Annotated in this window: 17 protein-coding genes; 1 reads left to right on the plus strand and 16 read right to left on the minus strand. The window is 68.0% G+C overall.

Going from position 1 to position 14147, the window contains the following annotated elements; translation table 11 throughout:
• Positions 1-30: 30 nt before the first annotated feature.
• Positions 31-528: a Fe-S cluster assembly transcriptional regulator IscR gene (gene iscR / locus C722_RS0106665; RefSeq protein ID WP_017639755.1), complete on the minus strand. Its 498-nt coding sequence runs from the start codon at positions 526-528 to the stop codon at positions 31-33.
• Between the two features lie 84 nt (positions 529-612).
• Complete coding sequence (gene trmJ / locus C722_RS0106670; protein ID WP_017639756.1) at positions 613-1401, minus strand: tRNA (cytosine(32)/uridine(32)-2'-O)-methyltransferase TrmJ; 789 nt, start codon at positions 1399-1401, stop codon at positions 613-615.
• A 140-nt stretch (positions 1402-1541) separates the two neighbouring features.
• Between trmJ and suhB the strand changes: the two genes are divergently transcribed.
• On the plus strand, positions 1542-2357 hold the full coding sequence (suhB, locus tag C722_RS0106675; protein ID WP_007162415.1) for an inositol-phosphate phosphatase: 816 nt from the start codon (positions 1542-1544) through the stop codon (positions 2355-2357).
• Between the two features lie 95 nt (positions 2358-2452).
• Here suhB and C722_RS0106680 read toward each other — a convergent pair whose 3' ends face one another.
• From C722_RS0106680 to C722_RS0106745, 14 genes are all read right to left on the minus strand, one after another.
• Positions 2453-2857 carry a ClpXP protease specificity-enhancing factor gene (locus tag C722_RS0106680; protein ID WP_017639757.1) on the minus strand — a complete coding sequence of 135 codons (405 nt, stop codon included), beginning with the start codon at positions 2855-2857 and terminating at the stop codon, positions 2453-2455.
• Positions 2858-2868: 11 nt separating this feature from the next.
• Positions 2869-3483: a glutathione S-transferase N-terminal domain-containing protein gene (locus C722_RS0106685; RefSeq protein WP_017639758.1), complete on the minus strand. Its 615-nt coding sequence runs from the start codon at positions 3481-3483 to the stop codon at positions 2869-2871.
• A gap of 71 nt (positions 3484-3554) precedes the next feature.
• Positions 3555-4220: a cytochrome c1 gene (locus tag C722_RS0106690; protein ID WP_017639759.1), complete on the minus strand. Its 666-nt coding sequence runs from the start codon at positions 4218-4220 to the stop codon at positions 3555-3557.
• Positions 4217-5410 (minus strand): cytochrome bc complex cytochrome b subunit, encoded by a 1194-nt coding sequence (locus tag C722_RS0106695; RefSeq protein ID WP_017639760.1) that lies wholly within the window; start codon positions 5408-5410, stop codon positions 4217-4219. The genes C722_RS0106690 and C722_RS0106695 overlap by 4 nt, the downstream gene beginning before the upstream one ends.
• The gene (petA, locus tag C722_RS0106700) at positions 5407-5985 is read right to left on the minus strand and encodes a ubiquinol-cytochrome c reductase iron-sulfur subunit (protein ID WP_017639761.1); all 579 of its coding nucleotides are present in this window, start codon (positions 5983-5985) and stop codon (positions 5407-5409) included. Before petA ends, C722_RS0106695 begins: the two co-directional genes overlap by 4 nt.
• Positions 5982-7004 carry a UDP-N-acetylmuramate dehydrogenase gene (gene murB / locus C722_RS0106705; RefSeq protein ID WP_017639762.1) on the minus strand — a complete coding sequence of 341 codons (1023 nt, stop codon included), beginning with the start codon at positions 7002-7004 and terminating at the stop codon, positions 5982-5984. The genes petA and murB overlap by 4 nt, the downstream gene beginning before the upstream one ends.
• Positions 6994-7461 carry a low molecular weight protein-tyrosine-phosphatase gene (locus tag C722_RS0106710; RefSeq protein WP_026083695.1) on the minus strand — a complete coding sequence of 156 codons (468 nt, stop codon included), beginning with the start codon at positions 7459-7461 and terminating at the stop codon, positions 6994-6996. Before C722_RS0106710 ends, murB begins: the two co-directional genes overlap by 11 nt.
• 6 nt (positions 7462-7467) lie before the next feature.
• Positions 7468-8232: a 3-deoxy-manno-octulosonate cytidylyltransferase gene (kdsB, locus tag C722_RS0106715; protein WP_017639764.1), complete on the minus strand. Its 765-nt coding sequence runs from the start codon at positions 8230-8232 to the stop codon at positions 7468-7470.
• On the minus strand, positions 8229-8414 hold the full coding sequence (locus C722_RS0106720; protein ID WP_007162406.1) for a Trm112 family protein: 186 nt from the start codon (positions 8412-8414) through the stop codon (positions 8229-8231). Before C722_RS0106720 ends, kdsB begins: the two co-directional genes overlap by 4 nt.
• Before the next feature lie 14 nt (positions 8415-8428).
• Positions 8429-9436, minus strand: a complete 1008-nt coding sequence (gene lpxK / locus C722_RS0106725; RefSeq protein WP_017639765.1) for a tetraacyldisaccharide 4'-kinase — start codon at positions 9434-9436, stop codon at positions 8429-8431.
• Complete coding sequence (locus tag C722_RS0106730) at positions 9433-9873, minus strand: biopolymer transporter ExbD (protein WP_017639766.1); 441 nt, start codon at positions 9871-9873, stop codon at positions 9433-9435. The genes lpxK and C722_RS0106730 overlap by 4 nt, the downstream gene beginning before the upstream one ends.
• A complete protein-coding gene (locus tag C722_RS0106735; protein WP_017639767.1) occupies positions 9870-10505 on the minus strand; it encodes a MotA/TolQ/ExbB proton channel family protein in 636 nt (211 codons plus the stop codon). The genes C722_RS0106730 and C722_RS0106735 overlap by 4 nt, the downstream gene beginning before the upstream one ends.
• Before the next feature lie 48 nt (positions 10506-10553).
• On the minus strand, positions 10554-12794 hold the full coding sequence (locus C722_RS0106740) for a DNA internalization-related competence protein ComEC/Rec2 (RefSeq protein WP_017639768.1): 2241 nt from the start codon (positions 12792-12794) through the stop codon (positions 10554-10556).
• Between the two features lie 105 nt (positions 12795-12899).
• A complete protein-coding gene (locus C722_RS0106745; protein WP_017639769.1) occupies positions 12900-14141 on the minus strand; it encodes a lipoprotein-releasing ABC transporter permease subunit in 1242 nt (413 codons plus the stop codon).
• Positions 14142-14147 lie beyond the last annotated feature (6 nt).

Below are 14147 nucleotides of genomic sequence, written 5' to 3' on the forward strand. Positions count from 1 at the left end.
GGTTACTCCTAATCAGACGGGCGTCTCTGCTCAGTCGATGGTGGACGCTTCGATTTTTTCGACCGCTAAGGGCGATTGCTTACTGGCACAGGCCTTGGTGTCCTGACGCTTGGCCACCTGCTGGATCTCGTTGCGGGCGACCAGGTCGGCCAGGGTGATGCCACTCAAAAAGGTATGGATCTGATCGCTCAGATCGCACCAGAGGTGGTGGGTCAGGCAGGTATCACCCTGGTGACAGCCCCCACCGCCCTGGCAACGAGTGGCATCCACGGATTCGTTGACGGCATCGATCACCTGGGCCACATGGATACCGCCCATGTCGCGCGCCAGCTGATAACCGCCGCCGGGACCGCGTACGCTGTTGACCAGCGCGCCGCGGCGCAGCCGGGCAAACAGCTGCTCCAGATAGGACAGCGAAATGCCCTGCCGCTCGGAAATGTCGGCCAGCGACACCGGCCCCCGCTGGGCGTGCAGCGCCAGATCGAGCATGGCGGTTACGGCATAGCGGCCTTTGGTGGTCAGTCTCATGATGAACTCGAGCGGGTTGCATCGGATGACCCTGATTATCGGATTCCCGACAAAAAAGGTCAACTTTAAAACCGACCAAATCACTCAGGCATTATCTATCGGGGGGATAGTCCGCGGGTGGGATTCGCCGCGGGCGGCCTTCTGGGTTTCGGTGAGGATGCCGCGCAGGATGTTCATCTCCAGCTTGCTGATGCCGGCACGACCGTAGAGCCGCCGCAGCCGACTCATCAGGTGGCGCGGCTTGGCCGGATCGAGGAAGCCGATCTCCACCAGGGTCTGCTCCAGGTGCTCGTAGTAGAGTTCCAGCTCCTCCACCGTCACCGGCTGGGTGTTGAGCATGGCGGTGGCTTCGACCTTGTTCATCTTGGTCGGCTGGTTCTGCGCCGCGAGCCAGGCCATGCGCACCTCGTACACCAGCACCTGGACCGCCGCGGCGAGATTGAGCGAGCCGAAGGCCGGATCCGAGGGGATGTGCACATGGTAGTGGCAGCGCTGCAGCTCTTCGTTGGTCAGGCCGGCATATTCGCGACCGAACACCAGGGCCACCTCCCCGCCCTGCTCCACCTGGGCCAGGGAGGTGGTGGCGCATTCGCGCGGATCCAGCAGCGGCCAGGGGATGCGGCGGTCGCGGGCGCTGGTGCCCAGCACCAGGCTGCAGCCGGTCAGGGCCTCTTCCAGAGTGTCGACCACGATGGCGGCGTCGAGCACGTCATTGGCCCCGGACGCGCGGGCATTGGCCTCGCCGCTGGGAAAGTCCTCGGGATCGACCAGATAGAGGCGCGACAGGCCCATGTTCTTCATTGCCCGGGCGGCACCGCCGATATTGCCGGGATGGCTGGTATTGACCAGAACGACGCGGATGTTGTGCAGCACGTGGCTATCCTCGAACGGACGCGGGAAATCGGCGCCGTATACTACGCCCACACGCGCCCGCTGGCCACGAATACCCCTTCCAGCGCCGCGAAGTCTGCTATCATTGCCGGCTTTCCTTATACAACCCAGGTGATTTATCCATGCAGCCCATGCTGAACATCGCACTGCGCGCGGCCCGCAGCGCCGGTGAACTGATTTTCCGTTCGATTGAGCGCCTGGACGTGATCGCCGTCGACGAAAAAGGCGCCAACGACTTCGTCTCCGAAGTCGACCGTGCCGCCGAGCAGACCATCCTCGCCACCCTGCGCAAGGCCTATCCCACCCATGGTTTCTACGGTGAGGAATCCGGCTACCTGGCGGGCGAAGGCGAAGGCGCTGATTATGTCTGGATCGTCGACCCGCTGGACGGCACCACCAACTTCATTCGTGGCGTCCCGCACTTTTCGGTGAGCATCGCCTGCAAGTACAAGGGTCGCCTGGAACATGCCGTGGTCCTGGATCCGGTGCGTCAGGAAGAATTCACCGCCAGCCGTGGCCGCGGTGCCGCCCTGAACGGCCGGCGCATCCGTGTCACCAACCGTCGCAGCCTGGAAGGCGCTCTGCTGGGTACCGGCTTCCCCTTCCGTGCCAATGACGTCGACCACCTGGACAACTACCTGGGCATGTTCCGCAGCCTGATCGGCCAGACCGCCGGCATCCGCCGCGCCGGCTCCGCCGCCCTGGACCTGGCCTATGTCGCCGCCGGTCGCTTCGACGCCTTCTGGGAAATGGGCCTGTCGGAGTGGGACATGGCGGCAGGCGCCCTGCTGGTGCAGGAAGCCGGTGGCCTCATCGGCGACTTCAATGGCGGCCACGACTTCCTCGAGAAGGGCCACATCGTCGCCGGCAACCCCAAGTGCTTCCGCGGTCTGCTGACCCAGATCCAGCCGCACCTGCCGGCCTCGCTCAAGCGCTGAGTTTGCAAGGCTAACGAAAAAGCCCCTACCGGCACTGCTGACAGGGGCTTTTTCATGCCTGCTGCAGAAGGCCCTGCAGCAGGTGTCGGCCAGGCTTACTTGACGACTTTCAGACTTGGCCGCGTCGGTGTCGGCTTGGGCGCCTCGGGCTTGCTGCCGCCGTTGTCGGGACCCTGGTCATCCGGCGGGCTGGGTTCGCTGTCGAAGACCATACCCTGGCCGTTCTCCCGGGCGTAGATGGCCAGGATGGCACCGATCGGGACATAGAGGTTGTAGGCGACGCCACCGAAACGGCCGTTGAAGCTCACCGCTTCGTTGTCCATGTGCAGGTCACGCACGGCACTGGGCGAGGCGTTCAGCACGATCTGGCCGTCGTTGGCATAGCCCGGCGGCACGCGCACCTCGGCATAGTCGGCGTTGACCAGCAGATGGGGCGTGCAGTCGTTGTCCACGATCCACTCGTAGAGCGCGCGGACCAGGTAGGGGCGACTGGAATTCATGGGGTTCTCCTCTAGCGCATCTCACGCTCGGTGACCGAAAGACTGGATCGGAAACTGTCGCGTGCGAACATGCGATCCATGTAGTCCTGCAGCGGCTTGGCGGCCCGGGGCAATTCGACGCCCAGGCGCGGCAATCGCCACAGGATGGGGAGCAGGCAACAGTCCACCAGGGAAAAGTCGTCGCTCAGGAAAAAGGCTTTTTCCGCGAAGATGGGCGCCACGCCGGTCAGGCTTTCCCGCAGTTCCTTGCGCGCGGCGGCGAGGTCGGCGCCCGGCGCGGCTTGCAGGATACTGTCCACCAGGGTGCACCAATCGCGCCCGATACGGTGCATCAGCAGCCGCGACTGACCCCGGGTGACCGGATAGGCCGGCAGCAGCGGCGGATGCGGATAGCGTTCCTCGAGGTACTCCATGAGTACCTCGGTGCCATAGAGCACCAGGTCGCGATCCATCAACGTCGGCACGGTGCCATAGGGATTGTGCTCGGCCAGCTGCCGCGGGCACTCGCCACGGCGCACGGCGATCAGCTCGCACTCGACGTTCTTTTCCGCCAGGATCAGACGGATCCGATGGCTGTAGTGATCCTCGGGATCATGGAAACAGGTCAGGCGGGTTATGGCGCCCATGGGTCCCTCCCCCGTCAGGGGCGAAGCTGCAAAGGGGGATTATCTCGCACCTTGCCGCCTGCCACCTAGTCTCATCGCTCACTGTCGGGCAATCGCCGCCAGAATTCGCGCTTGAGCCAGAAGGCCAGGATGGCGAACAGCACCAGATAGCCCAGCACCCAGGGTGCGAGCCGCCAGGCGAGGCTACGTTCGGGTGCGGCGGAATAGCCCAGGTAGGCGACCAGATCGTCGACGGTACGGGCGAACTGCTCGGGGGTCTGGGCGCCACTGCCCGGCTCCAGGCGCAGCACGCAGCGCCCTTCGTGGCAGTCGCGCAGCTGGCGACCGCGCAGGGCGGCCAGGACGTCGGGCATGCGGGTGCCGGGCGCCGCGAGATTGTCGACCCCGAGCGGACGTCCGGGCGCCACATAGAATTCCTGCAGGAAGGCGCGCAACCAGGCTTCGCCGCGCACCGCGGCGATCAGGGTGAGATCCGGCGGTACGCTGCCGAAGGCGCGGCGGGCATCCTCGGGTTTGAGCAGGCCAAGCATGGGCGCACTGGCGGTGCGCCCGGGCGCCCAGCTGGCGAGGTCCAGGTGAAGATCGGCGGCGACGCGATCGAAGCGCTGGTACTCCTGGCCGTGGCAGGCCAGGCAATAGCGACCGAAGGTGAGGGCACCGGCCCGGGGATCGCCTTCGGCACCGATGGCCAGACCGCTGCACAGCAACAGCAGACCCAGGAACAGGCAACGCATCATGAGCCGAGCTCCGGCAGCGTTCGCGGACGCCCCAGCCTGCTGTACCAGGGCATGCCCAGCAGACAGGCGAAATAGACGCCAGCCGCCAGGCGCGCCAGCAGCAGGCGCTGTTCGGTAAGCGCGACCACGCCCAGCACGCCCAGAGCGGCAAAGGCCAGACAGCCCAGATACAGCCCCAGCCGCGCCGGCCAGGCCTTGTGGCGCACCGAGCGGACCGTGCTGCGATCCAGCCAGGGCAGCACGAACAGCAGGGCGATGGCCAGGGCCGCCAGGCCAAGACCGCCGGCCTTGCTCGGCACCGCCCGCAACAGCGCATAGAAGGGCGCCAGGTACCAGGGCGGCGCGATGTGCGCGGGGGTCACCAAGGGATCGGCCGGCTGCTGGTTGGCCGGCTCCAGCACCAGCCCACCCAGGTCCGGCGCCAGCAGTACCACGCCCAGGAACACCAGCAGGAAGACCGCCAGGCCGCAGAGGTCCTTGAGCGTCAGATAGGGGTGGAAAGGCACCCCGGCTGCACCTCGGACATCGCGCTCATCACCCTCGGGATTGTTCGAACCGGTCTGGCGCAGGGCGACGACGTGCAGCGTCACCAGCGTGAGGATCAGCAGCGGCAGCCCGACCACATGCAGGGCCTGGAAGCGCCGCAGGGTGGCATCGGACAGCACCACCCCGCCCCGCAGCAGGTCGGCCAGAGTCGGGCCTACCAGGGGCAGCGCCTCGACCGCGCTCAGGGACACCTGGGCGCCCCAGTAGGACAGTTGGCCCCAGGGCAGCAGATAGCCGAAGAAGGCCTGGGCCAGCAGCAGCACATAGAGCAGCACGCCAAAGCTCCAGACCAGCTCCCGCGGCGCGCGATAGGAGCCATAGAGCAGGCCGCGCAGCATGTGCAGATAGAGACAGACGAACAGCGCCGAGGCGCCCACCGCGTGCAGATAGCGGATCAACCAGCCAAAGGGCACCTCGCGCATGAACAGCTGGACCGAGGCGAAGGCGCCCTTCACCGTCGGCTCGTAGCCGAACAACAGCCAGAGCCCGGTCAGCACCTGCAGCGCCAGGATGAAGACCAGCAGCGAACCGAACAGATAGAAGACGTTGAGGTTGCGCGGCACCCGGTAGTCGCTGATATGGCGTCGCCAGAAGGCGCCCATGGGCAGCCGTCGCTCCAGCCAGCCGGGCTCGTCGCTCTTCATGTCGCCCCCTCCTCGTCACTGCCGATCACCAGCAGGGTGTCGCCGCGGAAATGATAGGGGGGCACGGCCAGATTCAGCGGTGCCGGCTGGTCGCGAAAGACCCGCCCGGCCAGGTCGAAATGGGAGCCATGGCAGGGACAGAGATAGCCCCCCTCCCGCTCTGCCGCGCCTGGCGCCAGGGAGGGAATGCAGCCCAGGTGGGTGCAGATGGCGGTGACCACGAAGATGTCCGGCCGCCGCGATCTCAGGCGCGGATCGACATAGGGTGGCTGGCTGGATTCCCGAGAATCCGGGTCGGCCAGCCCCGCCTCGTCGGCCAGGAGTCGGGCCTGGTCCGCGGCGCTGCGACGCAGGACGCAGACCGGCTGGCCGCGCCACTGCACGGTGAGTTGTTCGCCTTCGCGCAAGGCCTTGAGGTCCACCTCGACCGGTGCCGCCGCCACCTCCGCCGACCGACTGGGCCGCAGGGCGCAGACGAAGGGCACGCTGCCCGCCACCAGCCCCAGGCCGCCGACGGCGGAGGTGGTGGCGATCAGCAGGCGGCGGCGCTGGACATCGGGCGAATCGTCGGTCACGTCAGGCTTCCCGGCTCCATCTCCAGCGTCACCCCGAAGCGCTCGCGCACCGAGGCGCGGATGCGCTCGGCGAGGGCCAGGACATCCCGGCTACGGGCGCCGCCGAAGTTGACCAGCACCAGCGCCTGGGCGGCATGCACCCCCACGGCGCCGTCGCGATGGCCGCGCCAGCCGGCCTGGTCGATCAGCCAGCCGGCGGCCAGCTTGACCGTGCCATCGGCCTGGGGATAGGTCGGCAGGGACGGATAGCGTTGCTGCAACGCGGCGGCTTCGGCGGCGGTCACCACGGGATTCTTGAAGAAGCTGCCGGCATTGCCCAGCACCGCCGGGTCGGGCAGTTTGCTCTGGCGGATGCTGCAGATGGCCGCGCTGACGGCTTCGGGCGTGGGCTGGGTGACACCCGCCTCGGTCAAGGCCTGGCGCACGGGACCGTAGTCCAGCACCAGCTGCGGCTGGCGACTGAGGTGGAAGCGCACCCGCAGCACGATCCAGCGACCAGCCTCGGCCTTGAAGCGGCTCTCGCGATAGGCGAAGGCGCAATCGGCTGAGGTGAGGTCGTGGAGTTCGCCGCTGTGGCGGTCGAGCGCCGTGACCCCGGCGCATCTGTCCTTCAATTCGACGCCATAGGCGCCGATGTTCTGGATGGGCGAGGCACCGACGGTGCCGGGAATCAGGCTGAGATTTTCCAGGCCGTACCAGCCGTTGGCCAGGGTCGCCATGACGAAGGGATGCCAGGGTTCGCCGGCTTCGGCTTCCACCAGCAGGGCATCGCCCTCCTCCGCCAGCAGTCGGATACCGCGGGACGTCAGCCGCAGCACCAGGCCCTCGACCCGCTCGGGCAGGACCAGGTTGCTGCCACCGCCCAGCACCCGTAGCGGCACGCCGAGTTGCCGCGCCAGGGCCAGGGCCTCGCGGACCTCGGTATCGCTCGCGGCTTCCAGATAGCGATCGGCTTGCGCCACCAGGCCGAAGGTGTTGAGCCCCTGCAAGGGGACCTGCTGTTGCAACTCAGCGACCATGACGGGCAGCCACCTCGGCGACCAGGCCATCGCAGGCGCTTTCCAGCAGGTCGAGGACGCGCTCGAAGCCGGCCGCGCCGCCGTAGTAGGGATCCGGCACCTCATCCACCGCCAGTCCCTGACGAGCCAGGAACAGCTCGGGTACTGCACCCTGGTCGGGCCGCAGCTGCTCCAGCCAGGCGAGGTTGTCCTGATCCATGGCCAGGATCAGGTCGAAGCGTTGGAAATCGCCCGCGGTTACCTGGCGCCCACGCAGGGCGCCGAGGTCATAGCCGCGACCCGCCGCGGCCTGGATGGCGCGGGCATCCGGGGCCTTGCCGACATGCCAGTCGCCAGTGCCAGCCGAGTCCAGCTCCACCGCCTCGACCAGGCCGGCGGCGTCCAGCTTGGCCCTGAGGATGCCTTCGGCGGTGGGCGAGCGGCAAATGTTGCCCATGCAGACGAACAGGATGCGCAGGGTCATCTAGGCTCCCAGCAGGCGCCTGACGCGCTCGAGGTCTTCCAGGGTATCCACCCCGGCCTGGGGCGCTTCCAGAGCATCGGCGACATGGATGCGGACGCCGTGCCAGAGGGCACGCAGCTGCTCCAGGGCTTCGGTCTCTTCCAGGGCGCAGGGACCCCAGCTGACGAAGTCAGCGAGAAAATCGGCGCGATAGGCATAGATGCCGATATGCCGGCGGTAGGGAAAACCCTGGGGCAACTGCGCGCGATCACTGGCGAAGGCATTGCGCGCCCAGGGCAGCGGCGCCCGGCTGAAGGTCAGCGCCAGGCCGTTCAGGTCGGTGCTCACCTTGACCACATTGGGATTGAACAGGCTGTCGACGTCCGCGATCGGCTCCGCGAGGGTGGCCACGCCGGCTTCGGGATGGGCGGCGAGATTGCCCGCCACCTGGTCGATCACCGCCGGCGGAATCAGCGGCTCGTCGCCCTGGACGTTGACCACCAGGGCGTCGTCGGCCAGGCCGAGCAGCTCGGCCACCTCGGCCAGGCGATCGGTGCCCGAGGCATGATCGGCGCGGGTCAGCAGGACCCGGGCGCCAAAGCCTTCGCAGGCGCGCAGGATGTCGTCGTGGTCGGTCGCCACCACCACCTGCTCGGCGCCACTGCGCCGCGCCTGCTCCCAGACGTGCTGGATCATCGGCTTGCCGGCGATGTCGAGCAGCGGCTTGTTGGGTAGCCGGGTGCTGGCGAGTCGCGCCGGAATGACGACGGTGAAGGCGGTGCTCATTTATCCAGACGCTCGTCCGTGGTGATGATGCGCGCCTCGCTTTCCAGCATCACCGGGATGCCGTCGCGAATCGGGAAGGCCAGGCCGGCGGCCTTGCTGATGAGTTCGGTCTTGTCGTCGCTTAGGATCAGCGGACTCTTGGTCAGGGGGCAGGCGAGGATATCCAGCAGCTTGAGATCCATGGGCAGAGGTTCCGTCAGTGAGAGTGTTCGGGCAGGAGCCGGTCGAGACGCCCATCCAGCCAGGCGACGAAGGCGGCCGAGGGCTGGGCGTCCACCGCCAGGTACCACCAGTCGGCGGCGGCGAAGGACCGGCACTTGACCGCGTCCTTCTCGGTCATCACCAGCGGCAGCTCGGGCGTGAAGGCCAGGTCCGCGGCGCTGTAGGTGGCGTGATCGGCGAAGGCATGGGGCAACGGCTGCCAGTGTAGTCCTTCGAGGGTGGCGAAGAAACGCCCGGGGTTGCCGATGCCGGCCAGGGCATGCAGGCGCTGCCCTGGCGGAAAGAAATCCAGCGGCCGGGTCTCGCCGCTGCGCAGATTGACCAGGGCACTGGGCTGCAGGGTCAAGCCGTAGCCGTCGGCAGGATCGACGGCGGCGCCGTTGTGGATCACGGCGTCCACCTCGGCCAGGCGCTCCAGGGGTTCGCGCAGCGGCCCCGCCGGCAGGCAGCGGCCGTTGCCGAACCCCCGCGCCGCATCGACCATCACCAGTTCCAGATCCCGCGCCAGGCGATAGTGCTGCAGGCCGTCGTCGCTGAGGATGACATCGAGCGACTCTTCGGCGAGCAGGCGCTCGACGGCACGACCGCGGTCGGGATCCGTGACCAGCGCCACCCCGGTGCGCTGCACGATCAGCAGCGGCTCGTCGCCGGCGACGGCAGCGGTGTCGGTCGCCCGCACGCGCCAGGGCAGGCTCGGCGGCGTGGCGCCATAACCGCGACTGACCACGCCGACCCTGAGGCCGCGCGCGCGCAGATGATCGATCAGCCAGAGGATCATGGGCGTCTTGCCGGTCCCGCCGACGGTGAGATTGCCCACCACGATGACCGGGACCGGCGCCCGATGGATGCTGCCCTGCCCCGCCAGGAAGCGCTGGCGCTTGCGCCGGGCGACCTGGCGATAGAGGACTTCGAGCGGCGTCAGCAGGCCCAGGGCCGGATGGCCTGCGTACCAGGCGCGGACCAGGCGCTCGCCCAGGCTCACGGACGTTTCGCCTGAGCCTCGAGGGTGGTGATGCGCAGCTGGCTGAAGCCCAGCTTGCCGGCGGCATCCATGGCCATGACCACCGCCTGGTGGGTGGCGCGGCCATCGGCGGTGATCACCAGCGGCAGGCTGTTGTCGCCGCCGGATTCACGCTGCAGCGCGGTGGTCAGGCCGGTCAGGTCGTTGCGTGCCAGGGTCTGGCCGTTGAGCGCCATCTGGCCTTCGGCGGTGATGCTGATTTCCAGGGTCTTGGCCTGGTTGGCGGCTGCCGCGGCGCTGTCGGCCTCGGGCAGCTCGATCTTCAGCTGGCTGGGCCGGCTGAAGGTCGCGGTCACCACGAAGAACAGTAGCAGGACGAAGATGACGTCGATGAAGGAGGCCAGGTTGATATAGACCTCTTCGCGAGCGGCGCCCCCGGCGCGACGACGGAATTTCACGCCAGGGCTCCTTCGCGGACGTCCACCTCGCGATCACCGTGGAGGATGTCCACCAGCTTGACCGCTTCCTGCTCCATGCCCACCACCAGCTCGTCCACCCGACGCAGCAGATAGCGATGAAAGAACACCGCGGGAATCGCCACCAGCAGACCGGCGGCGGTGGTGACCAGGGCCTTGGAGATGCCGCCGGCGAGAATGGGCGCATTGGCCATGCCGTCGTTCATGAAGGCGCTGAAGATATCGATCATGCCGAACACCGTGCCGAGCAGACCCATCAGCGGCGCCAGGGCGGCGATGCTGCCGAGGGTGTTGAGATAGCGCTCGAGGTCATGCACCACGCGGCTGCCGGCTTCCTCGATGGCTTCTTTCATGATGTCGCGACCATGACGGGAATTGGTCAGGCCCGCGGCGAGGATGTCGCCCAGGGGCGAACCGGCACGCAACTCGCGCAGACGTTCATTGTTGAGCTGTTTGTCCTGGATCCAGCGCCAGACCTGGGCGAGCAGCGTGGGCGGGGCGACCCGGCCGCGCCTCAGGGTCCACAGCCGCTCGGCGATGATGGCCGTGGCCAGGATGGAACTGAGGATGATCGGCAGCATCATCCAGCCGCCAGCTTTGACCATTTCGAACACGAGACCGTTACCCCTGCCGCAAAATGCGGCCACTCTAGCACGAACGCCTTAGGGTGTCGGCGGGGGTATTCGCCACCAGTGACGCTCCTGGCGCTGACCGCGCGGTGCCTCCCAGCGACCGAGGGTCCAGGTCAGGGCACCCAGCGCGGCGGTGTCGTAGGGCAGCACGCCGCGCTCGCGATAGCGCGCCAGCACCTGGGGATGGGGATGGCCATAGCGATTGTTCAGCCCGCGGGAGATCAGCACGCCGCGTGGCTGGACGGCCTCGATGAAGACGGCGCTGGAGCCACTGCGACTGCCGTGGTGCGGGGCGACGAGCCACTGCGCCGCCAGGGGCTTGCCACTGGCCACCAACTCCGCCTCGCGGCGAGCATCGATATCGCCGGTCAGCAGCAGGCGCTCGCCCCTGGCCTCGACGCGGAGTACACAGGAGGCGGCATTGGAATCCGCGTCGGGACGCCACCAGGTGGTGAAGCCGACCTCGTTCCACTCCCAGCGGGCGCCGTCTTCACAATCCCGGGCGCGCAATTGCGGCTGTAGGCGACCCACCTCACCACTGAGCACCCGGTCCGGCGGCAGCCCCCTGGCGACGGCCAGCGCACCGCCGGCATGGTCGGCATCGGCATGACTGAGCAGCATGACATCCAGGGTATCGATGCCGGCGGCCTTCAGGTTGGGCAGGACGACCCGGGCGCCGCTGTCATAGCTGCCCTGGCGCGGACCGGCGTCGTAGAGCAGGGCATGGTCACGGGTGCGCACCAGTACGGCCAGCCCCTGCCCCACGTCCAATACGGTGATCCGCGCCAGCCCCTCCCCGGGCGCAGGCACCGGGGGAAACAGCCCGGGCAGCATCAGCAGTGCGCCAAGGCCGCGCAGCGGCACGCCCGCGGGCAGTAGGGCCAGCAACGCCCCTAGTCCTGCCAGCCACAGCGTCCAGGCAGGCGCCAATACGGGCTGCCAGGCGGCGGCCAGATGCGCCAACCCGGTCAGCACCCAGAGCAGTCCCTGCAACAGCCCACCGGCCAGCCACAACGCGGGCTCGCCCAGCGGCGACCAGAGCAGCGACAGCAGGGTACCCACCAACGCCAGGGGCACGATGGCCAGGTCCATCAGCGGCACGGCCAGGGCGTTGGCCAGCGGGCCGCTCAGGCTCAGGGGCAGGCCCAGCGCCAGAAGCAGCGGCGCCAGCCCCACGGCCATGCACCACTGGGCCCGCCCGAGGGTAGCCCACCAGGGCAGTCGGCCCAGACGGCCGGCGAAGCTCCAGAGCAGCAACAGCACGGCGCCAAAGGAGAGCCAGAAACCCGTCAGCAGACTGACCAGCGGATTGGCCGCCAGCACCAGCACCAGGGCCAGCAGGACGGCGTCCGCCAGGCGAACCTGCTGGCGGCCCAGTTGCCAGAGCAGCCCCAGGGTGACCATGACGCAGGCGCGCTGTACCGGCACCTCGAAGCCGGCCAGCAGTCCGTAGCCCAGCGCGGTGGCGATCGTCAGCACCGCGGCCGACAGGCGCCAGGGCAACCGGCTTGGCCAGAGACCACGGCGCGCCAGGAGGACCACCCCGGCATAGACGCTGAGGGCGACCAGGCTGATGTGCTGCCCGGAGATCACCATCAGGTGCACGGTGCCGGTGTCCTGGAACAGCTGCCACTGGGCATCGGTGATGCCCGAGCCATCGCCCACCACCAGGGCGGCCAGCAACCCGCCCTGCCCGGCCGGATTGCGGGTCTGCAGGTATTGCCGGATACCGTCGCGCCAGGTCGCCAGGCCACTGGCCGCCGCCAGGCGCTGGCCATCCTTGACGCTGCCGGTGGCGCCGATGCCCTGGGCCAGCAGCCAGGCTTCGCGATCCTGGCCCAGGGGGTTGACCAGGCCCGCGGGGCCGCGCAACTCCGCCGCCAGGCGCCAGCGTTCGCCGGCCAGCGGACGGGGACCACCGTGCCAGTTCAGGCGGATCCGCGCCGGTAGCTTCAGGTCGCGGCGGCTGGTAGCCCCGGCGAGCACGAAGGCCACCGCGTCGGCGTCCACCGCGGGCAGGCCGCTGATCTGGCCTTCGATCCACAGCACCCGCTGCTCCAGCGCCGGAGCCAGACGATCGTCCAGGGCCCAGTGGGCATTGAGCAACGCCCAGGCCAGGCCCAGGCCGCAGGCGCCAAGGGCCAGGAAGCGGGTCAGCAGCAGCCCCAGGGCCATCGCCGCGAGGGCCGCCAGCAGCGGCAACGACGGCAGCGAGGCGAAGGCGCGCAGGAACAGCACGCCGAGGGCGAAGGACAGCAGAGCGGCGCGCATCAGGACTCCATCCTTGGAGAGCCGAAAGGGCTTCAGAAGCGCGAATTAGAGCAGTTCGGACGCCAGAGGGCCAGGGGCAAGCCGCCACCGGGCCCGGCAGGGAGATCAGTCGTAGCGCAGCGCTTCGGCCGGTGAGGTGCGGGAGGCGCGCCAGGCGGGATAGAGGGTCGCCAGGAAACTCATGCTCAGGGCGGCCACGGCGATCAGCACTACGTCTTCCAACTCCAGCCGCGACGGCAGGTTACTGATGAAGTACATGTCGCCGCCGAACAGCTTGTGGCCGACCAGCCGCTCAAGGGCGGCGATCCAACTGCTGACGTTGAGCGCCGCGATAACGCCCAGCACGCCGCCGATCAGGGTGCCGACCAGGCCGATCACCGTGCCCTGGACCATGAACACCGCCATGATCTGCCCGGGCGTGGCGCCCAGGGTGCGCAGGATGGCGATGTCGGCTTTCTTGTCGGCCACCACCATGATCAGGGTGGCGATGATGTTGAAGGCGGCCACGGCGACGATCAGCAGGAGCAGCAGGCCGATCATGGTCTTTTCCATCTGCATGGCCTGGAACAGGCTGCCCTGGGAGATCGTCCAGTCACGCGCCTGGTAGCCGTCGCCCAAGGCCTTGGCCACGTCGCGGGAGATGCGCGGCGCCTGGAACAGATCGTCCAGCGCCAGGCGGATGCTCTCTACCTGCCCCGGCTGCCAGCCCTTGAGCGGCGCGGCATCGGCGACGTTGATCAGCGCCAGGGAGGCATCCAGCTCGGCGCCGACCTTGAAGGTGCCGACCACGGTGAAGCGGCGCAGCCGTGGGGTGATACTGCCAGTGGCGCCCACTTCCGGGATGATCACCGTGACCTGGCTGCCCAGCTCCAACTGGAAGCGTCGCGCGGCGATCTCGCCCAGCACGATGCCGAATTCACCGGGCTTGAGGGCGTCGAGACTGCCCTGAGTCATGCGCTCGCCGACGATGGAGACTCGCTTTTCCTGGGCCGGATCGACGCCGTCCACCAGCAGCGGCTGCATGCGGCCACGCACCGAGAGCATGCCCTGCAACTGGGTGTAGGGCACCGCCGCCAGCACATGGGGCTGCTGCTCGGCCTTGGCTGCCAGCGGGCGCCAGTCGTCCAGCGGCTGGGCGCCGCTGATGAAGGCATGGGGCACCATGCCGAGGATGCGGCCACGCATTTCCTCCTGGAAGCCGTTCATCACCGACAGCACCAGGATCATGGCCAGCACGCCCAGGGCCAGGCCGAACATGGAGACCAGCGAGAAGAAGGAGATGAACGACTTGCGCCGCTTGGCGCGGGTGTATCTCAGGCCGATGAACAGCGAAAGAGGTCTGAACATGACGAC

Origin of the sequence: Pseudomonas sp. 313, from assembly GCF_000316965.1 — a bacterium.
GTDB classification, from domain to species: Bacteria; Pseudomonadota; Gammaproteobacteria; order Pseudomonadales; family Pseudomonadaceae; genus Chryseomonas; species Chryseomonas benzopyrenica.